Here is a 26,078-nt window from a genome sequence, read left to right as displayed (position 1 = left end):
TGTCCTAAGTATACAACTTAGTTTGCCCTTTAGGAACTTAAAATTATTAAATTTATCTTCTAGGCACCCCAAAAGCATCAAACTTGGTGGTGAATACCTTAAGGTTTCTCCCGTCAAATTGAGTAATTCTTTACAAAAAAGGAGTTATGCTTTAGCGCCATGATGTATTAAAGCATAGAACCTGTCTTATATTTGGAAATATTTTAAGTGTTGCTTCCATGACTAAAATTGCGGCTGGATTGTGAAGAGGAGCAAACTGAGATATTTCCCCTAGCTTGGATAGGATGTCTTTATTAAGTAAAACTGAGTTTTTAAAACTAATTTTATTTTCTGCTATTAAATACCCTTAGAAGTGGAAATGGATGAGGTTAATTCTTTGAGTAAAGAGGATATATTGATAAGATTGCATCGGAGGCTAAGAGTAGCGCTGAGGCAACTTTCAAGAGTGCTAATGATCGCAATGGTGCAAATAAGATGAAACTCATAAAGACATTTATACAACTTACAGGGTTACGGACATTGTATCAAAACCACAAAGATTATGAATAGCAGCCAGCATGCTTAAACAGTCCCTTTCCAAAACATACTAGGGAAGATATGTGGAAATACTTACTTAAAGTATGAGATACAATATCTCATATCATATATTTAAAGCCAAACTTCTCTCTGTTAATGTTAATAATTAAAACCCATAAAATATACTAATATAATTTATACTCATAATCAATTAATGTATAATATCAAATGATTATGAGTATAAATTAATTCTTGCTGTCTCATAAATTAAAGGAGATTTTTAATGAAAAATAAATTGTTAGCTTTAATCACTGTCCTGGCCTTTCTAGCTTGCAATCCTGGTAATATTCTTCTCCCTAAAGGTGTTGCAAAAACAAGTACTACTGGTGGCCAAACTGGTACTACTGGTGGCCAAACTGGTACTACTGGTGACCAAACTGGTACTACTGGCGACCAAACAAGTACTACTGGTGGCCAAACTGGTACTACTGGTGACCAAACTGGTACTACTGGCGTCCAAACTGGTACTACTGGTGGCCAAACTGGTACTACTGGTGACCAAACTGGTACTACTGGCGTCCAAACTGGTACTACTGGTGGCCAAACTGGTACTACTGGCGTCCAAACTGGTACTACTGGTGACCAAACTGGTACTACTGGTGACCAAACTGGTACTACTGGTGACCAAACAAGTACTACTGGCGTCCAAACTGGTACTACTGGTGGCCAAACTGGTACTACTGGCGACCAAACTGGTACTACTGGTGACCAAACAAGTACTACTGGTGACCAAACAAGTACTACTGGTGACCAAACAAGTACTACTGGTGACCAAACAAGTACTACTGGTGACCAAACAAGTACTACTGGTGACCAAACAAGTACTACTGGTGACCAAACAAGTACTACTGGTTTGATTCAAACTAAAGAAGAATTGATAAAAAAACTGAAAGAGACTGCTAAAAAAATTGTAGATCAAGTAGGAAAAGAGAGATCAAACCTTAATAACATCGAAAGCCCAACTCAATCTGGAATAAAGTACAAAGTTTTCAGCAGCAATAGTCGTTATACTGACGAAGACAGAAGAAAATTCTATTCATCCCTAGAGTATGATGAAAAGAGAATTAGAGATTTTGCAAAAATTCTTAACAAAATATCAGACTACGGAGCAAGAGAATATGATCTTCTCGTTGGAAGTATTGTATCCATGGGATATTGGACTATTCAACGTTTATTTGAAGCTACATATGAGAATATAAATGAAAGAGAACATAGATTAGCGCAATTAAAAGAAGAAGACATTCGTACAATCGAATCAGAACTCGAGAAAATGCATAAAATAAAATCAAAATGGCTAGAAACGATAGATGCTATTATCTTATCTTATGAAAAAAATGAAGATGGCATCAACTCTAATGTTAAAAAATTAATCGACCATTTACAAACTAAATATTTCAAACACAGTACTTTTCTCCCCGATGAGAGGGCTGCTATGTTAAAAGCACGTAGTAGAATTTATGACGATTTCCTACATGATCTACCCTTATGGGAATTATGGAAAGATTGACTCAAATACAGAAGGGAGCTTTTCGTTCCCTTCTATATTTTTCTACCTAGGACCTTCGCAAAAAATTATTGTTATTGAAAATATTTTTTTTGTCAAATTTCCTAATACCATTCAACATAAGATGCAGACGATTTTGAAGTTTGGTAACAAATAGAAATAATTCGTAAACTGACTCACATGAAGCGCATTACAATACAAGAGAATAACAATAACACTGATCAATATGTATTTAGGAGCGCTCAGTGTCGATCCGCTTTTATTTTTTCCTAATACCTATTGTTTTTCCGCTATTTAGATCTATTATTTCTTTATAACTACTTTAAATAAATATTATCCTAAAGTAAAAAGTCAGGGGCCTAGACCTTGACTTTGCTTTTATCTCACCTTAGTAGAACTTACCACCCAGAGGAATAAAATAGTAAGCAAGCGATTAACACCTTACTTAACTTTTAGCCCTGCTTTCGGGTCAGAAATGATAGAAAAGAAAGGAAAAATAATAAAACTACTTATTCCTTTCTTTTTTTTATTTTAATTGTTTAAGTTGCGTTTAATGGATTTAAAACTTCTTTGACTATTTTTCCTGTTTTCTCAGCTATTTTTATTACTAATCCTGCTGCTTCTCTTATCTTTGATGCTGTATTGGTTATAGATTCTATCTTACTTTCATCTAAAGCATTTTTTATAGCCTCTACTGCCTCTGCTGCTCCTTTCCCAGATTTTTGCATAGCTTTCGAAACTTCTGCTACGGCTGCTTCAGCATTTTTTACTTCTTCGGTCTTTGATGTAGGCTTTGTTTTTTCCATTTGGGCCTTATACATTATCTGTATATTCCGTTCCTCTTTTTTAAAAAGATCAACTGCTTCTTTTGCTGCCACAGATGCAGTTGTTACCTTAGCTTTAGCCTCTTTTATACCTTCTAAACTTACTCCTTCCCTTTTAGATAGCTCATCTGTTCTTTCTATAGCACTTTTTAACTGATCTGCCGCAGATGAAATTAAATTCATTGCAGATGCCATAGAAGCCCCAACTGTGTGTTCGTTTGATGCGTTTAGATTTGCCTGTGTTAATTTAGCAGTTCCCAGTAACGTTTCTGTTTCGTGTAATGACTGATTTAAATTATCTAATATCTCTTTTTCTGTTAATACAGGTTCTATTATTACACGTTCTTCTTTTTCTCCATCCTCTGGTGCTACTTGCTCCTCATGAGTACAAGATATTACTATTAACGAAAGTAAACTTAAAATTAATATTTTCATTAACCTTTCCATTATTTATACCTCCTATATTTGATACAACATCGTTATTATATCAAATATAAATTAATAATCAAGATTATATAGTAATAAATCTAATTTATTTAGACCTTTCTTTTATTGTGTCTTTGGAGTAATGCTTAGATATATTCCAGCCACTTGTTATTTTATCTTCAATTAGACATTTGAGTCATCTCTAAAAATCCAACTGCTTCTTTTCTTCCTTCAACCACCTTGCATATTTCTCAACTAAACTCAAAAAATAATTTTTACCTTTTTTCTTCTTCAATACTTTAAAATCTTCAAGTAAAATAAAAAACTCGCCAGGAGTCAAAGAATAAAGAAATGCTACAATGAAATTAATCTCTCTTTCTATTTCTTGGTAATACCTATCTTTAAAATCTAATTTTGATATTTTTGCTTTCTCTTCCTCAGTAAACTCGAGTTCCTTAATATCTAATAGTTCAGAAAAATTGCTGGGGTCATTCTTGACAGTTAAGATACATGCATTCTTCACTAGTTTTAAGTAAATTGGATTACTTAAAATTTCCTCATCTGTGGGTTGGGGCATTGGACATTGATAAAGAAACGTTTTTTGAACATTAATTTCAACAAATTTCCTAATTAAAAAATCAAAAGGCAAAGAATTAAAAACGCTAATAATAAATAATTTTTTCAAAATAGATACAGAAGGTTTTTCATAATTTAAATATAAACTGTAAGTACAATAACTATATCTAGGCTTTAAAGCGCTAATCATTGTCCTCTCATCTGTATTTCTTGCAATTTTCCTATATTGTATTTTAAAATTCTCATATCTTAAACAGTTCGGGACTATGTTCTTTAAGTCTTGCTTACTTATCCATAACAACTGAGAAGTACCCTTAACCTCCTTTTCAAAGTATCTTGAATTAAATTGATGCACGTTGGCTCCTTTGTAAAGGAATATACTGTCATCTTCTCTTGTATCACATTCTTTGAAATAAGATCTATATTTAGTAGCGTGCAGGCCCTCTCCGAAATTGATATAATCCTCACAGAGTATATCAAATTTCTTAAACATTTTTTTGGTTAGGTTAAATTCTTCTTTACTCGTGTATTCTGCAACAATATATTTAACAGGAGAAATGTCTTTAATATCTTTTAAGCTTAAATGAAGCCCTTTATAAGGAAAATTTTGGCCTTTCTTAATAAACTTTAGCTCTTCGGTCATCTCTTCAACTATTTTGTCGCCCTTTTGAATCATAAACTTTGCTTTAAACTGCGATGTTTTACTACCGTTATTACTAATTTGGAAAATGGCAAACTTAAAACAGGATACTACATCTGTAAATCGTTTATTATTCTGAAACTGGTATAGATAATTCAATTTGTAGTTCTTTAAAATAAATATTCTGAGTTTTTGAGAGCTATGTTCACTCCACATGCAAGAAGGAATAAGATATGTTAAATTGCCTCCCCTAGCTATGAGCTTCAAATTAAATGCCACAAAATATCGAAAAAGATTGGGATCTCCTCCACATGAAAATTTTTTAAAACCATTCTTATAAATATCATTTAACTTACCGACAATTCTTTTCTCGTCTCCATATAAACTAGTCAATATTTTACTTTCGGTGCTTATGTCACTTCCCATTGTCTCTGATTTAAATTTATTTTGCTCAAGTATACTTAATTTCCTATAATCGGGGTTGTATTTAGCAAAAAATTCAGACTCATTAAATTTAGCCTTCTTCCAAGGTGGGTTTCCAATAACAATTTCAAAACCATTAGCTGCATCAGGAAATTCTATTCCATAATGAAAAATCTTATACTCATCGTGAAATGCTTCAATTTCTTTTATTATCTCACTATCATCGTCTGGAATATCATCATTCATAATGCTGTCTATCAATTTTGCAACATCATAACTACCACTACCTCCAAACGTTATATTTTTACTCAATTCTAAAGATTTAATTGAATATAGTTCATATAATTTAGCCAGAGAAAAAACCAGTCTTAATTTATATCCATCTCTCTTGTACTCAGAATAAATTATCTTAGATGCTTCAACCTGTTCCTTAGTAATGTCGTTAATGAGTTTCAATTTTTGCAAAGATTCTTCTGTTTTTTTAATAATATTCTTAATTTTTTCATTCAACCACAGGCTTGCATCGTTGGGAAGATGCTTAAGAATAATATGATAAAATTCGTCGCTCATATATCCAATTAAGGCATTACCCGTTTTAATGTGATGCTCAATGAAGCTTAAGGGAGTCCCAAAAATAAAAGTATTGATCCAAAGACTTAGCATCGTAACCTCAACAGCAATTGGATTAATATCTACTCCGTAAATGCATTTTTTGAGCAACATTCTCTTTAAAATTAGTTTATCATCTATATTTCTTATGCCATATTTGCTAATCTCAGCTTTAATGATCCTATGTTCATTTTCCATTTCACTTTTAACATCCTTAAAGTCGTCAATACTGGCATAAACCTTATCTGTAAGATAATTTAAACTTGAAATCAAAAAGTGGCCAGATCCACAAGCATTATCAATGATCTTAATGTTGAAGGGAGATTTATTTTTAAGTTGTTCTTCAATGGCTGAAGTTGCCATAAATTCTGTAAGATTGTCTGGCGTATAAAAAGCTCCGCTTTTTTTTCTATTCAGAGACATTGAAGTAAGATAAATATCCCCTTTGTAATATGTGCTAACATCTTCCCTTGTATTTTTATATTGGGTAGGTAAATTATTTTCAGTGTAAATTAGGTAATTACCATCTACTTTAATACGATAAATGATATCTTGAGCAATTCTTAAATCATACTCAAGAAGTGCCTCATAAAGTTCCCCAAAGCTTTTTACATCTATCTTTGAATATCCTATATATTTTTTATTCCTAGCATTTTCCTCCTTAAAGAACAAAATCTTGGTTAAAATATCTTTTATTTCCTCTGTTGTTAATAAGTTTTCGTTTGTTAAATGCCTTGCTTTAGATTCACAAAAAAGTCCTCCGTTAAACATGGGAAATTTAATAAGTCCATTATCCATTCCTTTGTCCAGTAACAAAAAAATAGATAATAATTCGCTGTATTTTATGTTTTCCTGGGTTAGCTTCGGGTAAAGGAAATGCCTAAAAGAAACCTTATCTTTGTATACTGCGTGCGCCTCTAAAACATCTCTAAATTTATCTTCGATGTAAGCAATGAAAAATATTCTCAGTACAAATATTATTGATTCCTCTAAAATAGTCTCTAATTCTTTAAAAGTAATATAAGGGTTTGCTCTAAATTCTTTTTCATATATATTCTTTGATATCTTAAATACAATAGAGTCATCAGGATTTGCATAAAGTATTTCCTTAAGCGTTTTCTTTATTGTATCTTGTTCACGTATCCTTTCTATTTTTTCTTCTTCAATTTCACCACTTAAATACCTGTCCTTCCGAACAAGATAATAAAACAGAAGGAAACCTTCCTGACCGTTAAATTTATTCTTTAATATTTCTGAAAAATTAAACTCAATATATTTTTTCTCTCCAGTATAAATTTGTGATTTGTCATAAAATCTCCATATATGCCCATTGGTAATTATCCCAAAATCTCTTTTATATTGATTGAGTGCATCATAAAACTGGTCTTCTGATTTTCCTAAATCGATATCTGGGCTTTTAACTTCAATAACAAGTAAAATCTTTTCACTAAGAATTATTTCGCTACCAATTAAACTTTTTTCAAAAAATTCCTTGTCATCTTGATTTTTAAACAATAAAATATCCGTTATTGATAATTTATCGCTTTCTACAACACCAATTTGTTGCTTAACTGCATAGGACAGCTCTACGAAAATAGTTTCAACGAAAGTTTTTACTTCTGATTCTGACGTAAAGTTCCCAAATTTTATATTTTTAAATTCCCTTTCAAAGTAGTAAAAAAAATTTTCTAGATCATCTCTAGATCTAGTATTTGTAAAAAGATTATTTACAGTATCTCTGTATTCATTTACATATGGGTGATTGGTTTTTACCCCTAATATTTCTTTTCCTTCACTCATGTTCTCAGTTTTAGTTAACGACTACCCCTAAAATTAATTTAATTTAAATACACTTAATGTTGCCAAACCTTACAAAAAAACTCTTGACTTTGTTCTAATTTGCTAGAAAGCTATAAACTAATAAAGATGATCTTAAATTAACAGCAAGTAAGCTTATAGAGAGTTTTGGTAAATATTAATATCTCTTTCTTTCATTTCTATGATTTTGAATTTTTCCCAAGCTTTTATTTCATCAAGAAGATATAATTCCTCCTCATGTATTCTTCCAACCACATTAACAAGTCCATTATTAGACGTGTCCTTAAGAGCTACCTGAAGTTCCCCACCATACCCCAAATACTGCGAAGAATCTATCAATATATCGCCTCGTTTAATCTCATCGGGAGAATGTAATGTAAAATTTGCATCTTTATAATATACTCTTGGCATGGTTGACCGAAGCCTATAAGAAGTAATATCGCCCCTATTGAAATGCAGGACATCTAAAATCACTTCCCTTTCTATGGGACTGATTCTGGGATTTAAACTAGCTTTCAATTCCAGCAAACATCTATTTACTCTAGCCATCTTTTCTAGCTCCAAATCATCTGGAAAACAATTTGAAATAATGACTGCATCCATTCCTTCTTTGAAAAGATCTTTGGTTTGAAGTTCAATATCCTTATCTCTATGTTCTTCTAGTGTAGGTGCTCCATCTTTTTCAATTCCCCTTGCACACTCTTCTGCTTTAACTGAGCTGACAAACGCAGACGTAGGTATTGAATTTCGTTTAAATGCCTTTGTAGTTGCTCTAAAAAAATCTCTTGAAAGACCTGTATATTTGTGTGGATAAAAATTATGACATCCTAGTAAATTATCTTTGTTTGGCCTGAAAGACATTATTGTATCTATATGTCCATTGATACTACTTATATTTAACTCTATTTTCAAGTTAGAGTCATTAAAGGTCATTAATGACTCTTCAATTCCCGTAAACGGACAATCAAGCCTAATAGCCCAAGCTCCAAGTTGCTTGAAATAATCAAGCTTTAAACAATTTCTAAGATCCGTAAAATCAATATTCAGTTTCTTAAAAATGCAAGGTGCTACATCTATAATTGGCTTCATTCCCAATTTGTTTGCAGTATCAAGAACTTCTTTAAAGGTGCTAAACTCAGCACCATCAGTATAAAGAAGAGATGTAAACACTCTTGTAAACCCAAGAGATGCACTTTTTTCCAAGTATTCAATAATTCTATTTTTAGAGCTTACATTAGGGTATATTGATACTCCTATTTCCTTCATCTCAAATTTCCTTCAAGCTTTGACTATTAACTAAATCTTGCTTCCTAGCTACTGCATTAAAAGCAAGGTTTAACACATTAGCTCCATTCATCGTTCCGTAATCAATTGTATCTATTGATTCAACAGGAATCCCCTTTGGCCTTGCAATATCTTCCAGCCTTCCTTTGCTAAACCTAACTTGTGGGGCCAACAAAACAACATCAAAATTATCAATCACCTCATTAAATTTTGATTCCGATGAAGCTTCAATACGTATATCCATATTATGCTTTCTAGCGTATTCTTCCATTTTTTGTACTAACATACTTGTAGACATTCCTGCACTACATACAAGCAATATATTCATAATTTCTCCTATTTTTTTAATTCATTAATTAGTTTATAGACTTGTATTAACTCTTCAAAAATACTTAATTCGGTAATTGCAGACATCAAATGATCTTCTGCATGAATTAAAATAAATGGTGTTTTAATAGAATCCGGATTTGTTGTCGAATATTGTATTACATCTCTGTGTGCCTCATGTGCTCTTGCAATAGAAGTTCGGCTTTCCTCTATAATTTCTCTAGACTTTTCATAGTTCCCAACTTTTGCATGTGACAAAGCTTCTCTTAAAAAACTCTTAGCCTCACCAGCATAAGCTACAACGGGCATGCTTACTTCATCTATTAGCTTTTCCACAGTATACTCTTTTTTATTCATGCTAAACCAACTTCAATATTTTTATTTATTTTAAATTTATTTTATCATACTAAGTAGTATTAATTTTTAAAATTATATAATTAAATGCTATGGATGTTATGTGCGATTATAAATTAACGTGTGTTATGTCCATCGAGCATAATTAATAAGATTAATATTCATTATCAAGTTAGGAGTTTTTATGAAATTACAGGAAATCATCGAATCGAGTTTAGTTCCTATTGCTAGCAAGATAGCTTCAAACAAATATTTAATTGCTATTAGAGATGGATTTGTTTTTTCAATGCCCTTTTTAATAGTAGGATCTTTTGTTCTTCTGTTGGTTAATTTACCATTTACTGATCCTAGCAATTTTTTGTATCAACAGTGGTATGTTGATTTGATGACAAGATACAAGGAAAACATTGTTCAGCCTTTTTACGTAAGTATGGGCATTATGGCTATTTTTGTGGTCTTTGGAATTGGATATAGTTTGGCTAATTTTTACAAAATCGGTGAAATTACAGGGGGATTTCTTTCTCTCTTTACTTTTTTAATTCTAGGGGGACAATCGGATTGGATTCCTTATGGAGGAGAGACAACTAAATGGGCAATTTCTCCTGGAGGCTGGTTTCCCGTTATTGATGCAAGATACCTTGGTGCTCAGGGAGTTTTCATGGGTATTATTGCTGCTATTTTTTCAGTTGAACTATATAGATTTTTAATAAATAAAAAAATAACAATTAAACTTCCAGAAAGTGTCCCCCCTGCTGTTTCAAGATCCTTTGAAGCTTTAATTCCTGTTGTTTTACTCACACTTATTGCGCAAGCCACAAATCTCTTTGTTCAAAGTACAACAGGGAACCTATTACCCGAAATCATTATAAGTATTTTTAGGCCTCTTCTGTATATCAGTGACACTTTAATTGGAACATTAATTATTGTCTTAATTGTGCATGTATTTTGGTTTTGTGGTCTTCATGGAAGTGGCGTTATTATTGCTTTGCTTAATCCAATAATTTTGGCAAATCTTGAAGTTAATGTAAAAGCTTTATCGGATAACATTCCTCTTCCTCATATTTTAGCTGGAGGTTTTCTTGATTCACTTGTATACATTGGCGGAAGCGGAGCGACACTGGGACTTGCCGCAGCTATGATGTTAAGCAAGGCTCAACATTTAAGAACTATAGGAAGACTTTCCTTTATCCCTGGTCTTTTCAATATCAATGAGCCTATGATTTTTGGTTCTCCAATTATTTTAAATCCCATTTTAGGTATTCCTTTCATACTAGTTCCTTTAATTAACGTAGTTGTTGCATACTCTTTAACTAATTTTGGATTCATTGAGAGAGTTAGGACTTTAGTTCCTTGGACAACACCATCAGCACTAGCAGCTTTCATTTCTACTGGACTTGACTTTAAGGCTCTTATATTATCTTTACTATTATTGATACTTTCTACACTGATCTACTTCCCCTTCCTAAAAGCCTATGAAAAAGTTCTCTTAAAGCAAGAAAATACCCGAAAAAACACATCTTGTAAAGGCCGTCAGGGGTTATGATAAGGAATGAACATGAAAAATATTATTTTTGTTCTTTGTTTTTATCAGAATTTGCAAGAACACTTCCGCACGCAGTTCTGACTATTATTTTAATCAATAAAGGGCTAGCGCTAGGCAATATTGCCATGGTACAAATGTGCTACATGCTTGCAATTATGATCTTTGAGTTTCCCTCAGGTGTAATTTCAGACATTTTTGATAGAAAAATTGTTTACTTGATGTCTATTTTTTTGTCAATGGTTTCATATTTCATTATTTTCAAAGCGACATCATTTGCTATTCTTTGCTCTGCTTGGTTTATATATGGGATGTCATCTGCAGTAAGTACTGGAACAATTGATATTAGCTTTAATCGCCACCTAAAATAGCCCCAATGCTTAAAATTATCTTTCTAGAGGATATAAATGCTTTTAATTTTTTTGAGTCACCTTGATACAGGCGACATAGGCAGTATCTTATTTTTGCATATTGATCTGAAAATATATCTCATTTCATTATTACTATATTTAGTATCTTCCTTAGTTACAATTCTTTTCATATCGTGTGATAAAAATACAGATTATCAATATAAAAAAGAAGATACCATGCTATATCTTATAAATTTCAAGAAAGATATAATTAGGTTTTTAAGATCTGAAGTTCTCCTGGAGTTATTTATCCTAATTAGTGCCATTCAGTTATTCTTGCAACCTTTCTATTTATACTGGCAAGTAATTTTTACTGATAAAAATATACCCATTAGTACATTTGGAACCATGTATATATTATTTCGTTTGTCAGATATTATAGGAGCATGGACATTTAAGAAAATTAAACGCCCTGAGTATTCCATTTATATCATTTTAACTACCATGGCTTTATTATCAATTTTAATAAAAACAGTTTCACATATTTATATGTTTACTACCATAATCACACTCTTAGTAACTATGGTTAGTCTTTATTCTAATAATTTGGAATATTTTTTACGAAAGAATATTGATTCAAAAGTTTTAGGAACTATAACTTCCATTAACAGTACAATATCTCGTTTATTCTCATTCTTAGTACTATTAATATGCTCAGTGTTATCTAATTTAATGAGTGCCATAAATACACTTGTCCTACTGGTACTCATTTTTTGTACCCTATCCGCTATAGTTACATACAAATTTAAAGCCAAAAAAAGAGCCATTAAATTACAAACTAGTTTTTCGAAACAAATCAACCCTGAATAATTAAAAATTAAAATTACAGCAATTTTGGAAATAAGGGCGTACTCATAAATCAAAATAAACCCTCAATACGCCCTTATTCTTCTTCTATACTACTTCCTTAGTCTTTAATGACAGTACCTCTAGCATTCTCTATGTCTTTACTAAGTTTATCTAATGACGTAATGATGGCTATCCTTCCTTCACTAGACTTTACAAACTCCATACCAGCCTGCACTTTAGGCAGCATAGATCCTACTGCAAAATGCCCTTCATCTATGTATTTTTCCATATCTGAAGTACTAACCTCATTTAACAAAATCTCATCCGATTTACCAAAATTTAATGATACCTTCTCAACAGCTGTAAGTATAATCAAAACATCTGCCCCTACATCCTGAGCTAATCTAGATGAGGCAAAATCTTTATCAATTACCGCACTTACTCCTTCAATATTTCCTCTTAAATCTCTTACAAGAGGCACTCCACCTCCACCACAAGCAATGACTATAAATCCCTTTCCGATTAATTCCTTTATTGCTTCAATCTCTACTATCTCTAATGGCATCGGAGAAGCTACTACTCTCCTGTAACCCCTGCCGCTGTCCTCTCTCAGAACATACCCCTTGCTCTTTTCAAGTTCCAATGCCGTAGCTCTATCATAAAATGGACCAATCGGTTTACTAGGATCCCTAAATCCCTTGTCTTCTTTGTCAACTATGACTTGAGTAATCAATACAGCAACATCTTTACTCACACCCCTTTTCCTAAGCTCATTTCTTAAAGCCTGTTCAATGTGATACCCTATCATACCTTGACTCATCGCCCCACATATATCAAGCGGCATAGCAGGAGTTTCATGTCTAGCCATTTCATTCTGAAGGACTATCCTGCCTACTTGCGGACCATTGCCATGACTAATAACTACCTCATGTCCACTCTCAATTAAATCCACAATCCCTGTAATACTTTTCATTACAACCTCCAACTGCTTTTCAGCCGTTGCCTCGCCATTGCCATCCTCCAAGGCATTTCCCCCAAGACATATGACTATTTTCTTACTATCCATCTTCATACACTCCTCATCTATGATTAAATATAAACATTGGCCATTATCACCAAAATACATATTACAAATTCAATAACAAACAATGGCACAACAAATCTAACCCAACTTCCATATCCTAATCTTGCAATTCCTAAAACTGCCATTATAACTCCAGTAGGAGTCAATAAATTGACAAGCCCAGATGCTGTTTGCATTGCAATAACAACAGATGCCCGTGGCATCTCCAAAAAGTCAGCCAAAGGTGCCATTATTGGCATCGTAAGACTTGCATGCCCAGACGATGAGGGGACAACAAACCCTATCAGTATTTGTACAATTTCATTTAAAACTATAAACAAAACTTTTGGCAATCCGTATAAAAATTCAGCCGCTGCATTTAATATTGTAGCCGTAATCAATCCATCGTCAGCTACTATCATAACCCCTCTAGCTATTCCAATAATAACAGCAGCTGTCATCATATCTTTAGCACCCTCTATAAATGCATCCCACATCTGAGATTCACTCATCTTGCAAACCAAGGCCGAAAGAATAGCTGTGCCAAGATACAACATAGTCATCTCTTGCATCCACCAACCAAGTTGTATAATGCTATATGTTAAAAATAAAATCATTATCCCATATAAAAGCAAAACTATTTTACGTGCATTTGTAAACTCTGGGATATCCGACCCGCTATTACCGCCGCTATCTTTAATAAATGCATTATAGTGTTCTTCCCTTTTTGCATAAACTATAGATTTAGTGGGATCATTCTTAACTCTTACCGCGTACACTAAAACATATATTATTGCAACCAAAGTAGATACTACATATAAAACAATGCGAAAATAAAATCCTTCATTTAAATCAATACCAGCGATCGCTGACGCAATTCCTGTTGCAAATGGATTAATAGTGGAGGCCATAGTTCCTATACCAGCTCCTAATGCAATAATTGAAACCGCCACTATCATATCATAACCTAAGGCTAGCACTAAAGGAATCATGACAAGGTAAAATGGAAGTGTTTCTTCGCACATTCCCGTTGTAGTTCCTCCTATTGAAAAAATAAACATCATAAAAGGAATAAGAAGCTTATCCTTGTTTCCCATCTTTCTAATTGCTGCAGCTATTCCCGCATCAACTGCTCCGGTTCTTAAAATTACACCATAAGCTCCACCAACAATTAAAATAAATACAATAACCTCAACAGCATGTTCCATGCCTTTAGCCATTGAAGTTAAAACGGTATAAATACCATCAAAAAATCCCCTAGGAGCCCTATCCACTGTGTGGTAAGTCCCAGCCACAACAACCTCTTTCATGCTCCCACTAACTTCTCTCATCTCCTTAGAAAACTCACCAGCGGGTAATACATAAGTTAATACCGTCATAATAACTATTAAAGAAAATATTATTGTAAAACTACTCGGAATTTTGATCTTCCCAATCATGATATCCCTCCTGACACATCTCGCATTTCCTTAACACAACACAATGTAAACAAGACTAACCCAAAGTTGCAACCATTACAGCCTTAATTGTATGCAATCTATTTTCAGCCTCATCAAACACAACAGATTGATTACTTTCAAAAACATCATCCGTAACCTCAACACCCTCAAGACCATACTTGTCAAATAATTCCTTACCAAGCACTGTATTTAAATCATGAAAAGCCGGTAGGCAATGCATAAATATTGCATCTTCCTTTGCTAATTTCATAAGTTCCTTATTAACCTGATATGGCTTTAAAAGCTTTATCCTTTCATCCCAATTAATTTCTCCCATAGATACCCAAACATCAGTATAGACAACATCAGCATCTTTAACTGTTTCTTCAATAGAACTAGAAATAGTAATCCTGCCTCCGCTCTTGTGTGCTACTCCCCTTACCTTGTCTACCAACTCTGGTTCTGGGAAAAGTTCCTTTGGGGCAAATATTCTAAAATCCATGCCCATCATGGCACAACCTTCCATTAAAGAATTAGCAACATTATTCCTACCGTCACCACAAAACACCATCTTCAATTTTTTTAAACACCCCTTATGCTCTTCAATGGTCATAAAGTCAGCAAGAACCTGTGTCGGGTGCGCAATATCCGTTAGTCCATTATAAACTGGAACATTAGAGTATCTAGCCAAATCCTCTACAGCCTGCTGGGAAAATCCTCTAAATTCAATAGCATCATACATTCTTCCCAATACTCTTGCTGTATCAGCAATAGACTCCTTCTTGCCTATTTGACTTCCCGTTGGCCCCAAATAAGTAACCCCAGCACCCTGATCATAAGCAGCAACCTCAAATGCACATCTTGTTCTTGTTGAATCTTTTTCAAAAATTATAGCTATATTCTTTCCCTTAAGTTTCTGCTTCTCAACCCCAGTATACTTAGCTCTTTTTAAATTGTGAGACAAATCAAGTAAATATTTAATTTCCTTTTGAGTAAAATCTAAAATCCTTAAAAAACTTCTGTTTCGTAAATTATACATAAAATTCTCCTTCCTTAATTTAAATATCGTCCCTTATTAAAGGCATTGACATGCATCTTGGGCCGCCCCTTCCTCGTGAAAGCTCACTAGAAGGGATTTCATGAACTTTAATTCCAAATTCTTTAAGCAATCTATTAGTAACATGATTTCTAGAATAAACTACCACTTCCCCTGGAGCTATTGCTAAAGTATTAGCCCCATCATTCCATTGCTCTCTCGCCCCATGAATTAAATTCCCTCCGGCACAATTTATTATATTAACCTTACACCCAAGATAGAAACCTAAAATATCCTCCAACTTCGCCTTCTCGCTCTTAACCTTAATATTGCCAGAGCCCGAGTCGTAAGTTAAAGCGTAAATAGTAAAACTCATATCATCGCTGCTAAAACTAGTAAAGGTATTATGATCTATTTGGGTAAAAACTGTATCCAGATGCATATAAGCTCTGCTCTGTGGGATTTGAAAAGCCAAAATAGTACTAAAAGATGCCTTTGCTTGAAAAAGCTTTCTAGCTACTTTTTCAACAGATTCAGCCTCAGTTCTCTCAGAAACACCAATAGCTAAAACATCTCGACTCAAGATTAACTCATCTCCACCTTCTAAAGTAGTATCTTCGTCTCTAGTAAACCATATAGGTATATTTTCTTTGTAAACAGGATGATAACCAAAAATATACTCTGCAAATATTGTCTCTCTTCTCCTTGTCCTAGTTCTCATCCTGTTTATTGTTACCCCATTCCCGACACTTGCAAAGGGATCTCTTGTAAAGAGTACATTAGGCATAGGGTCCGTAATTAAAGGATACTCACTGTTTACTAAATAATTGAGAGAATCGGATTTATAATTCTTAAGTTCATCTCTTGTAACTCCTGATATCATCTTTGAAATCATATCCTTGACAGACATATTATAAAAATAATCTTTTAAAGCTCTAGTCTTATTTTCAGTTCTAATTCCTGCCTCAAGAATAAACTGAGACACAAACTTATCTTTAATCTCGTCACTACTAGAAATAGTCTCACTAATTAAATCTTCAATGTAGACAACCTCAGCTCCATTATTTCTTAAAGTGTCTGCAAAAGCATCATGTTCTTGTTTTGCAACTTCAAGATAAGGAATATCATCAAATAATAACCTTTGCATTATTGAAGGTGTTAAGTTTTCCAATTCTTCTCCAGGTCTATGCAATAAAACCTTCCTTAAACGACCTATCTCTGAAAATACACTTATTGGTTTTAAACATTTCATATACAAAACCCCCTTTATAAAAAAGCTTAAAAACTTTAATTATGCTTACATATTAAAGCTTAAATAATAAAAAATCAATGTAATTTAAAACTTATAAAAATAGATAAAAATGCTTAAAGTTGATTATGATAAAATAATGACATGCGCTTTGTTCAATGTATATTGAGTTTAATAGCCTGTTTTCTAACATGCTCATGTGCTTTATTCAATGAAGAACAGAAAAATAATAATGCTTCTGTCATTTTTCTAACCCATAACTCGCCTTCCAGCCATTCTCTTGTAACTAACATGACATATACTAACTATCGTATACCATTAAATAAAATTGAAAAAATATTACAACAAACAGAAGAAGCTCATTTACTAAGAATGGTAGCAGTCGATTTAAAAATCAATCCCCAAAAATTAGAAGAAATAAAAAATTACTTATTAGCCTACAAAAGACACTTAAATGACTCACAAGAATGGGAAAAATTTCTTGAAAAAAGCAATGTAAACGGCTATTTAAACATCAAAGTTGATACAAGCTTTAGAAAAAAATCTAATGAAATTCAATCAAATTCAGCTAACAAAAAACTAACAGAAATAACTGAAGCACAAATGTACTTGGAAAAGGAAATCTTAGCATTATTAGAACAAATATTTCACGAAAAAAATATAGGATACATACCTTTCGATAATATTAATTCTTTTTTCCCTCAAGATGATTCAATAAGTTATTCCATTAATAAAGACACAATTAATGGAAAGGAATACATAACTCCCCATATAATAGCAAATCAATTATTAAAAATTAAAGAAAAGCAATACTTCAGTAGCTTCATGTCCTTTCTTAAAATTGAAGATAACAAAGTAAAGGCAATACTTGAAAAACAAAAAATTGCTGATGCAAATAATTCTTCTTACAACCCAACACAACTGAAAGAGAATTTAAAAAACAACCATAGCTTAATTCCCAACATCATAGATCCAGATACCGGCATAGAAATAACACCTCAAAAGTTAAGAGCTCTCTTATCAAACGGAGACATCATACTAATAAAACCAAAAATCGATTGGACTGAATTTTTTTACTTTTGGCAACACGTGGGGGTATTCGATGCTGACAAGTATGATAGTACAAAAAAAATTATATTTAAAGGAGAAGACAGCTTTGATATAAAATCTGTAATTACAAGCAATCAAATTAAGTTTGAAACGGCATCTGTCCAAGGATCAGGATATGAAAAGCTCTCAACTTATGTACAGGCAAGAATATTGAAAATATTATCACCTATAGCAGATAATAACACCATCCAAAGGGCAATAAATTTTGGAAGAAATAGGTATGTTGACAATAATTTCGGATACATGGTACCCTTACTATCCTCTAATATGTGGTCTGACTCATTTAATCTTGAAGAAATTCACCATAAAACTTATTGTTCATTGGTAGTTGACAGAATATACAGAGTAGCTGGGCTTAACGTCTCACGGAACTACGAAATATCTGGTTTAGTAACTCCTGGAGAAATAAACGCAGCTGCCTATGATTTTTACATGTCATATACAATAGCAGGAATATTCCCAAGTGTATTACCCAAAAGGGTAATAGCGCCCACCCTTAAAGAAAAATTTATAGGATACAATAGAGAAATAATAGACAAAATAGAAACGAAACGTTCAAATGAAAAAATCTTTGGAAAACCCTGCAATATAACTAATGCTTGGTGCTTAGGAGGTTAATTTGATATGGGAAAATACTATGCTTGTATTTTCCCCGATAGAAATGAAAAAACTGTTTTTACATCTTGGGAAGAATGTAAAAGCAGGATTACAGGGGAAAAAAATAAAATCAAAAGTTTTAAAACTAAAGAAGAAGCAGAGAATTGGTTAGATAAAGACTCAAATAGCAATACCTACCCAATGGGTATCTATTTTGACTCAGGGACAGGGAGGGGTAAAGGAGTAGAGGTTAGAGTTGTAAATGAAGAAGGAGTCTCTATACTAAACAAATTAATAGACCAAAGTTTAATTAACAAACACGACAATTATTATGTAAAAGATTTTGACGGCATTAGCAATAATTATGGAGAACTTCTTGGTTTATATATAGCATTAAAAATAGCACTAAAAGAAGATGTAAAGAATATATTTGGAGATAGTAAATTAGTAATCGACTACTGGTCAAAAGGATTTTACAATAGAAAAAAATTAAAAGAAACTACTATCAAGTTGGTCAAAAATGTAATCAAGCTGAGAAATGATTTCGAAGATAAAGGCGGTCAGGTACTGTTTATCCCTGGGGATAATAACATTGCAGATCTTGGCTTTCATAAAAGATGAATTAGTATTTTATGAGTAAATATATGCAGATAAGGGCGATTGTTAAAACGACATGTTTGTTGTTAGTAGTTTCATGCACTACGGTGGAATTTCAAAAAGAATACGAAACAAAGTTTGACATAGTGGAATCCACTGAGGATTATATTAGTATAGACGTTCCTAGGGCTACAGACGAATACGTTTGCATCCAGATCACAAATAAAAGTCATGAGATCGTAAAAATAAACTGGCAAAATACAAGTTTAAATTCCAAGAATATTGTTACAACAGAGAACGATCTTATATTAATGAATAAACTAGACCAATATAACAAGAAATACAAAGAGTTTTTTATTGGACCTGAGACTTCTCAAAAATTTACAATTTATCCACTAGACAGTCCCAATGAAAATACACAAATCTCAGCTAATAAAACAGAAAAACACAACTATTCATTTAACAAAATTAAATATCCAGCTATCCTGAAACTTAGTATAGTAAAAGCCTACGTTGATACAACCAAACCCATCAACATCTTGATATCAAGAATTCCAAAGCTACCCCTTAATATAAAAAGATGAGTTCATATATTAGAATACTCTCTTTAAAAACCTTTTACAATGACTCTACTTCTTAGTATCACGATTAATTAAAAGCTCATAATCCGTGCTTGAATTACTCTCAAATGAAGCCTTAACAGGTTCAAAGAAATTCCAAGAAATATAAATTGAAAAATTATTCCTCCATATAGAAGAATACTTCCCACTGCTAGAATCTTTTAAAATATCTGGATTTAAATCATATTCTCCTACAAACTTCCAATCATAAAAATTGAACTTAAAGCCTGTACTAATCTTCTTAATCTTAAATAATGAATCTTTCCTATCCTGCAAATTAAAGAAATTGAATGACTTAAGTAAATCTGAAAAAATATTAACCGCTTCAAGATCAACTTGATTCATATATCCTCCAAAATATTTAAAAGTCTTTGTGTTAATGGAGCGTGTAGAAAAGTACAACTCAAAAAACTCAGTATATTTAAATCTAAGACTAAATTCAGCCCAAAGTTCGTTATCATCAACAAATTTTTGCAAATTCATTTTCCACCCAGTATCTATTCCTAATCCAACCGAAAATTTTTCATCAAAAAATCTGAAAGTATATAAATCCCTTTTATATCGAGAATCTAGAAGATATGGAACAAGCTTAGTAGTAGTCCCCACCTTTAAAAAATCACCCAACATCTTATCATATCTATACTCAAACTCATCCTTCATTGCAAACGTAAGTTCAAAATCGTAAGCATTTAGCTTAAAGGAAAGTTCAGAAACTCTATTAATCAAAGGATCATAGGCAGCCAAAAAGGCAACCTTAAAATAATCTAAATACCTAGGTTCTATTTTATAATATAGAGCAGGACTCATTTCCAAGCCTTTATAAGGAGAAGTTGGCCTTAAAGGTTCCTCTGGACTAACGGATATCCTCGCAAGCTTAGATTTATCATCTTCCTTAAATTTTTGATCGTATCTTACTCCGACGCCTACTTCCTGCAGTAAATAGGGAAACTCTAAAGAAAATTTAAGTTCAGAAGACGCATATATATTCTCAAAGGTATTCTTTAGTAAACTTGAAAGACTAGTAGTAAAATACCTGTAGTCATAAATCAAATTAACGTTTATCTCCTGATGAAGGGTTTCGGGGCTCTTCCAAAAGACACTGCTGCTCTTCCCGTCCAAAATTTTAGCTTCTCTATCATACTTTTTATCAAATAAATAAAGCGTAATTTTGTTTTCTACCTTAATATTGCTCCTAGAGAAAGCAGGGTACATAATGAAAGGAAGCAATTCTAAATTTATTTTATTAATAACTGAATGCTCTCCTTTCTTTTCCTTATCCACTAAATTATAATCCTTGTCTAGAGGATTATACTCTTCGGTATTTAGATACACAACTTCCTCAAAAGTAATAAGCCGGTTGTACAAGTCAGCATGAAGCTTTAGATCTATTTTATTTTTAATATCAAACAAATAGCTTTTTACATCATATTTAAATTCTTGGGGAGATTTGGCTTTAGAATTATCAAAGAATACATTATTTTTAAAATAAGGATTAATTCCAAGTCTAATATAGAAAGAATCTGAATTATTAATATCGTTTGACGCAATTACTTCAGGATACACATACAAATCCTTTTTTAAATCATCCTTTTCTTTAATTTTCTTGGAGTTGTCTTTCTTTTTTTTATCCTGTATATCATCTACATCATCACTATCCTCTCCAATATTTTTGACTTTGGGAGCCATAATCATTTCTTTATCCTTATTACCAGAAAAAGGAGCCCAGCTACTGTTATAAAGATCTTTTTGAAAATTGATGTCAACATAGGGAATGTAAACCCTCTCTAAATAAAACCACTTTCTGGTAGGATCCATCACGTCCTTTGGTTTTATTAAAGGGTCTTTACTATAGATATTATCAGAATCTGACAATTTAAAACTAAACCCGAAGTTATTTAGCTTATAATCAAAAATTGTGTTATCACCGAAAGTTCGATTATAAAAAGAAGACAAATTCCAATCGAATGTCTTTATCATGTTTTCTGTCTCTGAATATTCTTTCTGAGATCCAAGAAGGGAGAGAAGTGTTGAGTTTTCCAATCTATTTTTAAAGTCAATTATCACATAAGGATCTGAATAGTGCTCAAAAACCACCGAAAGAAGTGCATCGCTTATTAAGAATTCTGCCTTGGTTTTCAATAAATACCTAAAAGGAACCTCAAATCCAAATATGTCACCCTTGTTTAAATTATCAAAATTAAAAATGGAATAATTGACACTTTTCTCTTCAAAAGGCCTATAAGCCCCAGTACCACTATGTTTATATAAAGTCCTTGCAAACCCTAACCCAAAACTACCTTCAAAAGTCTTAAAACTGCCTAAAGTAGCACCGACATCAAAATCAAGACCCGAATAAAATCCTAAATTAGAATAAATATCGAAAATTAATTTAACATGGTCCTTGCCTACTTTAGAGGCAGCATCCTTAGAAAAGAAATAAGTCAAATAGCCGTTCCTAATATAGGGATCTTTATTCGAGTTGTATACCGAATTAAAGTCAAAATCTAGAAAAGAAGCATCTTCGTTACTAACAGCCCTTTTTCCAAACAAATAGACAGTATTAAAAAGAGTAAACCCCTTCCTTGAAGAATATCCCAAAGACGGATTGAAAAACAAACTATCGCCCGGTTTAAAAAAGAATGGAATATATAATATGGGAACCTTACCCATATAAAATAAGGCATTTACAACTCCAAAATCTCCAGAAGGCAAGACCCATATTTTGGAAGCCCTAATAGAATAATAAGGATCTGGAATTTTACTAGTTGTGATAAAAGCCCCTTCTAGTATATTTGTATCATTATCCAACCTCTTTAAAACCTCTCCTCCAAATGAAACAATGTGATTAATTAAATTTTTATGCATTTTCTTTTGAATAATTCCATTTTTTAGAAGAAAATTCTGAGAGTCAAAATCAACAAACAATTCGCTGCCGTAAAAATACAACTTCTCATCGGAGGTTAAATCAAGCGTATAGTTAACATTTCCGCTAGCAAAGAGCTTTTTAGTATTTCTATTAAAAATAATTTGATCGCCCTTGATATTATGCTTTTTATTATCTCTAATATCCTCAATAATAAGGCTAACTTTCCCCTTAAATATAATATTTTCATCCTTAGTAAGTTGGTAGGTAAAATTTTCAAGATTATCTGTACTTTTAATGATTATCTTATATCTGCCTCCATCTTTTGAAAAAAAATTAGGAGCCAATCCAAATTTTTTCAGGAGTAACTCCCTTATCCTAGAAACATCTTCTTCTTCAATACCTTCTTTCAAGGCCCATTTCTTTAAATCTTCATCACTAGAAAGTTCAAGTTCCTTCAGATTGGCTTTTTGCATTAAAGTTAACTTTTGATTCTCTGCCGGTTTTCCCTTCTCACTTTGAGCAAACAGGATAAAAGAGTTAGCAACACTTAATAGTATTACAAAAGATTTTTTAAAAACATTCCTGTATAGGAACTCTCGCATTTTGAAACCTCTTCAGGGGTTCCGGATATAACAATATCACCCCCAGACAATCCACCCTCAGGTCCTAAATCTATTATGTAATCCGACTGTTTTATCACATCTAAATTGTGTTCTATAAGAACCACCGTATTTCCACTCTCAACAAGAAGCTGCAATACTTCCAGCAATTTTCTTATATCATCAAAATGCAAACCCGTTGTAGGTTCATCAATAATATAAAAGGTTTTCCCTGTGCTCCTCTTGACAAGTTCAAAAGCCAATTTGACACGTTGGGCCTCCCCTCCAGAAAGGGTTGTTGATGATTGACCCAATTTAATATACTCAAGACCAACTTCCTTTAAAATTTTTAAATAATGATTTACTTTTGGAATATTTTCAAAAAAATCTTTAGCTTCAATTACGCTCATTTCTAAAACATCATAAATATTTTTACCCTTGTATCTTATCTCTAGGGTCTCTTCATTAAATTTTCTACCTTTACACAAATCGCAAGGGATAAAAACATCTGGCAAAAAGTGCATTTGAATATTTAAAGAACCTGCTCCTTGACATTTTTCACACCTACCCCCTTTAACATTAAAAGAAAATCTTCCAGCCTTAAATCCCCTAGCCTTGGATTCAGGTAATCTTGCAAAAAGTTCTCTTATTTCTGTAAAAAATCCAACATAAGTAGATGGATTTGACCTTGGAGTCTTACCTATTGGTTTCTGATTTATCTGAATGATCTTATCAACCTGCTCATACCCAGTAATATCTTTAAATCCATCGAAATAACTCATATTCCCTTTTAGCCTACTATCAAGTGCCGGGTATAATACCTGATTTAAAAGAGTGCTCTTCCCACTGCCAGAAACTCCTGTTATTACAGTAAAAAGACCTAAAGGAATCATAACATCAATATTTTTTAAATTGTTTTTATTGGCTCCTAGGAGAACAATCTCTCCTTTTCCAGCTTCACGCCTTACCTTTGGAATATCTATCTTAAGTGACCCACACAAATACTTTCCAGTAAGACTATTTTCATTGTTTAAAACATCGGACAAAATCCCCTCAGCAACTATTTCTCCTCCATGAATTCCAGCTCCAGGACCAATGTCAACAATATAATCAGCAGTGCGTAGAGTTTGTTCATCGTGTTCTACAACGATTACTGTATTTCCAAGATTTTTTAAATTAATAAGTGTATTTATTAACTTCTCATTATCTCTTTGATGCAATCCAATACTAGGCTCATCAAGGACATAAAGAACCCCAGCAAGTGCTGATCCTATCTGAGTAGCAAGTCTAATGCGCTGAGCTTCACCTCCTGAAAGGGTTCCAGATATTCTATCCAGATATAAGTAAGAAAGCCCCACGTCCACTAAAAACTTAAGCCTATTTTTAATTTCCTTTAAAATTTCCTTAGAAATTTTTGTATCAACCTCATCAAGACTAATCATCTCGAAAAATGAATAAGAATCTGTGACAGAAAGATTACTAAGCTCTTGAATGTCCTTTCCACACAACTTAACAGATAATGATGCTACGCTTAACCTCTTTCCTTTGCAAGAATTACACATCTTTCGAGACATTAAACCCTCATAAAACAGCCTGGCGCTCTCAGATTCCGTTGTAAGATAACGTCTTTTTAAAATAGGAAGAAGCCCCTCAAACTCCTTAGAATAATGAAAGCCCCCATCTATTTCTTTACCCTCTACTTCCCTAGACTGATAAATAAAATCAATTTTTTCATTTGCCCCATACAAAATCTTTCTCAGAACATCTTCTGGTATGTCTCTCACAGGAGTATCTAGGCTAAACCCATAATGATTAGAAAGTCCTCTAAAAATTGCTACAGCCCAAGAAGAAGTAGTTTTAAATGTAACAAATGCATCATCATTAAAAGAAAGATCCAAGTTAGGACAAATCTTTTCAAAGTCAAATTCAAGTGTAACTCCAAGACCAGAACACTCACTACAAGCCCCAAATGGACTGTTGAAAGAAAAAAGTCTTGGTTCTATTGTGGGCAGCGAAAACCCACATAAAGGACAACTATTATGTTCTGTAAAGATTTTATCTACCTTTTCTAAACTATTTTCAATTTCTACCCGTAAATACCCACCAGAAACAGACAAAGCAGTTTCTATGGACTCTGAAAGTCTAATTCTTAAATCTCCAATTAATTTTATCCTATCCACTACAATTTCGATATTGTGCTTCTTATTTTTGTCTAAGCTTAATCCAATAGCGTCCTCTACCAAATAATCTTTAAAATCCACTCTTACCCTATTAAATCCTTGATTTAATATTCTCTCAAGTTCCTTTTTATGTGAGCCCTTCGCGCCCATAACAATGGGTGCGAATAAAACAACCCTAGACCCTTCCTCAGCATAACTTAAAACAGTATTGATTATTTTATCTAGAGATTGTTCCTCTATTAAACTCCCATCATTTGGACAATATGGCTTCCCGATTTTTGAAAACAATAACCTATAATAGTCATAAATCTCAGTAATTGTTCCAACCGTTGATCTTGGGTTGTTACTTATTGTCCTTTGCTCAATAGAAATAGCAGGAGAGAGCCCACCTATATAGTCAACGTTAGGCTTCTTCATTACTCCTAAAAATTGCCTTGCATAAGCCGATACGGACTCCATGTACCTTCTCTGCCCTTCTGCAAAAATTGTATCGAAAGCCAAAGAGGACTTCCCAGAGCCACTCTTACCGGATATCACCACTAAACTATTCCTTGGAATATCAACGTTAATGTTCTTTAAATTATGTTCCTTTGCACCTCTGACAGTAATTTTTTCATTCAAA

At 32.9% G+C, this 26,078-nt stretch carries 19 protein-coding genes; 6 read left to right on the top strand and 13 right to left on the bottom strand.

Annotated elements, in window-relative coordinates; all coding sequences use genetic code 11:
• Nucleotides 1–151 precede the first annotated feature (151 nt).
• On the bottom strand, nt 152–337 hold the full coding sequence (locus LSO06_RS04465) for a hypothetical protein (RefSeq protein ID WP_304502609.1): 186 nt from the start codon (nt 335–337) through the stop codon (nt 152–154).
• A 462-nt stretch (nt 338–799) separates the two neighbouring features.
• Between LSO06_RS04465 and LSO06_RS04460 the strand changes: the two genes are divergently transcribed.
• Entirely contained in the window at nt 800–2,083 is a 1,284-nt protein-coding gene (locus tag LSO06_RS04460; protein ID WP_231760835.1) for a complement regulator-acquiring protein, read from the top strand.
• A gap of 536 nt (nt 2,084–2,619) precedes the next feature.
• Here the strand turns inward: LSO06_RS04460 and LSO06_RS04455 are convergent.
• The 5 genes from LSO06_RS04455 to LSO06_RS04435 form a co-directional block, all read right to left on the bottom strand.
• Nucleotides 2,620–3,351, bottom strand: coding sequence for an OspD family protein (locus LSO06_RS04455; RefSeq protein WP_231760834.1), 732 nt, complete (start codon nt 3,349–3,351; stop codon nt 2,620–2,622).
• A gap of 181 nt (nt 3,352–3,532) precedes the next feature.
• The gene (locus LSO06_RS04450) at nt 3,533–7,378 is read right to left on the bottom strand and encodes an Eco57I restriction-modification methylase domain-containing protein (protein WP_231760833.1); all 3,846 of its coding nucleotides are present in this window, start codon (nt 7,376–7,378) and stop codon (nt 3,533–3,535) included.
• 153 nt (nt 7,379–7,531) lie between these two features.
• Complete coding sequence (locus tag LSO06_RS04445; protein WP_231760832.1) at nt 7,532–8,662, bottom strand: DUF871 domain-containing protein; 1,131 nt, start codon at nt 8,660–8,662, stop codon at nt 7,532–7,534.
• A gap of 1 nt (nt 8,663) precedes the next feature.
• On the bottom strand, nt 8,664–9,008 hold the full coding sequence (locus LSO06_RS04440) for a PTS sugar transporter subunit IIB (protein ID WP_231760831.1): 345 nt from the start codon (nt 9,006–9,008) through the stop codon (nt 8,664–8,666).
• A gap of 8 nt (nt 9,009–9,016) precedes the next feature.
• Nucleotides 9,017–9,364: a PTS lactose/cellobiose transporter subunit IIA gene (locus LSO06_RS04435; RefSeq protein ID WP_231760830.1), complete on the bottom strand. Its 348-nt coding sequence runs from the start codon at nt 9,362–9,364 to the stop codon at nt 9,017–9,019.
• 181 nt (nt 9,365–9,545) lie between these two features.
• Between LSO06_RS04435 and celB the strand changes: the two genes are divergently transcribed.
• A complete protein-coding gene (celB, locus tag LSO06_RS04430) occupies nt 9,546–10,904 on the top strand; it encodes a PTS cellobiose transporter subunit IIC (protein ID WP_231760829.1) in 1,359 nt (452 codons plus the stop codon).
• Complete coding sequence (locus LSO06_RS04425) at nt 10,901–11,272, top strand: MFS transporter (RefSeq protein WP_231760828.1); 372 nt, start codon at nt 10,901–10,903, stop codon at nt 11,270–11,272. Before celB ends, LSO06_RS04425 begins: the two co-directional genes overlap by 4 nt.
• A 572-nt stretch (nt 11,273–11,844) precedes the next feature.
• Here LSO06_RS04425 and LSO06_RS04420 read toward each other — a convergent pair.
• The 5 genes from LSO06_RS04420 to arcA form a co-directional block, all read right to left on the bottom strand.
• Complete coding sequence (locus tag LSO06_RS04420; RefSeq protein ID WP_231760827.1) at nt 11,845–12,021, bottom strand: hypothetical protein; 177 nt, start codon at nt 12,019–12,021, stop codon at nt 11,845–11,847.
• A gap of 197 nt (nt 12,022–12,218) precedes the next feature.
• A complete protein-coding gene (gene arcC, locus LSO06_RS04415) occupies nt 12,219–13,166 on the bottom strand; it encodes a carbamate kinase (RefSeq protein WP_231760826.1) in 948 nt (315 codons plus the stop codon).
• 23 nt (nt 13,167–13,189) lie between these two features.
• The gene (locus tag LSO06_RS04410) at nt 13,190–14,602 is read right to left on the bottom strand and encodes a YfcC family protein (RefSeq protein WP_231760825.1); all 1,413 of its coding nucleotides are present in this window, start codon (nt 14,600–14,602) and stop codon (nt 13,190–13,192) included.
• A 55-nt stretch (nt 14,603–14,657) separates the two neighbouring features.
• On the bottom strand, nt 14,658–15,641 hold the full coding sequence (argF, locus tag LSO06_RS04405) for an ornithine carbamoyltransferase (protein WP_231760824.1): 984 nt from the start codon (nt 15,639–15,641) through the stop codon (nt 14,658–14,660).
• 19 nt (nt 15,642–15,660) lie between these two features.
• Nucleotides 15,661–16,890 carry an arginine deiminase gene (arcA, locus tag LSO06_RS04400; protein WP_231760823.1) on the bottom strand — a complete coding sequence of 410 codons (1,230 nt, stop codon included), beginning with the start codon at nt 16,888–16,890 and terminating at the stop codon, nt 15,661–15,663.
• A 141-nt stretch (nt 16,891–17,031) separates the two neighbouring features.
• Between arcA and LSO06_RS04395 the strand changes: the two genes are divergently transcribed.
• The 3 genes from LSO06_RS04395 to LSO06_RS04385 are packed head-to-tail and all read left to right on the top strand — an operon-like array spanning nt 17,032 to nt 19,775.
• Complete coding sequence (locus tag LSO06_RS04395) at nt 17,032–18,615, top strand: hypothetical protein (protein WP_231760822.1); 1,584 nt, start codon at nt 17,032–17,034, stop codon at nt 18,613–18,615.
• A gap of 6 nt (nt 18,616–18,621) precedes the next feature.
• Complete coding sequence (locus LSO06_RS04390) at nt 18,622–19,215, top strand: ribonuclease H family protein (RefSeq protein WP_231760821.1); 594 nt, start codon at nt 18,622–18,624, stop codon at nt 19,213–19,215.
• 23 nt (nt 19,216–19,238) lie between these two features.
• Nucleotides 19,239–19,775, top strand: coding sequence for a hypothetical protein (locus tag LSO06_RS04385; protein WP_231760820.1), 537 nt, complete (start codon nt 19,239–19,241; stop codon nt 19,773–19,775).
• Nucleotides 19,776–19,820: 45 nt separating this feature from the next.
• On the opposite strand, the gene LSO06_RS04380 is transcribed toward LSO06_RS04385, so the two are convergent.
• Nucleotides 19,821–23,279 carry an LPS-assembly protein LptD gene (locus LSO06_RS04380; RefSeq protein ID WP_231760819.1) on the bottom strand — a complete coding sequence of 1,153 codons (3,459 nt, stop codon included), beginning with the start codon at nt 23,277–23,279 and terminating at the stop codon, nt 19,821–19,823.
• Nucleotides 23,234–26,077, bottom strand: coding sequence for an excinuclease ABC subunit UvrA (uvrA, locus tag LSO06_RS04375; protein WP_231760818.1), 2,844 nt, complete (start codon nt 26,075–26,077; stop codon nt 23,234–23,236). Before uvrA ends, LSO06_RS04380 begins: the two co-directional genes overlap by 46 nt.
• Between the last annotated feature and the right edge of the window lies 1 nt (nt 26,078).

Source organism: Borrelia sp. RT5S (genome assembly GCF_021165755.1).
Lineage (GTDB): Bacteria > Spirochaetota > Spirochaetia > Borreliales > Borreliaceae > Borrelia.
Note: the sequence above shows the minus strand (reverse complement) of the source record. Positions and strands in the feature narration are given on the sequence as shown.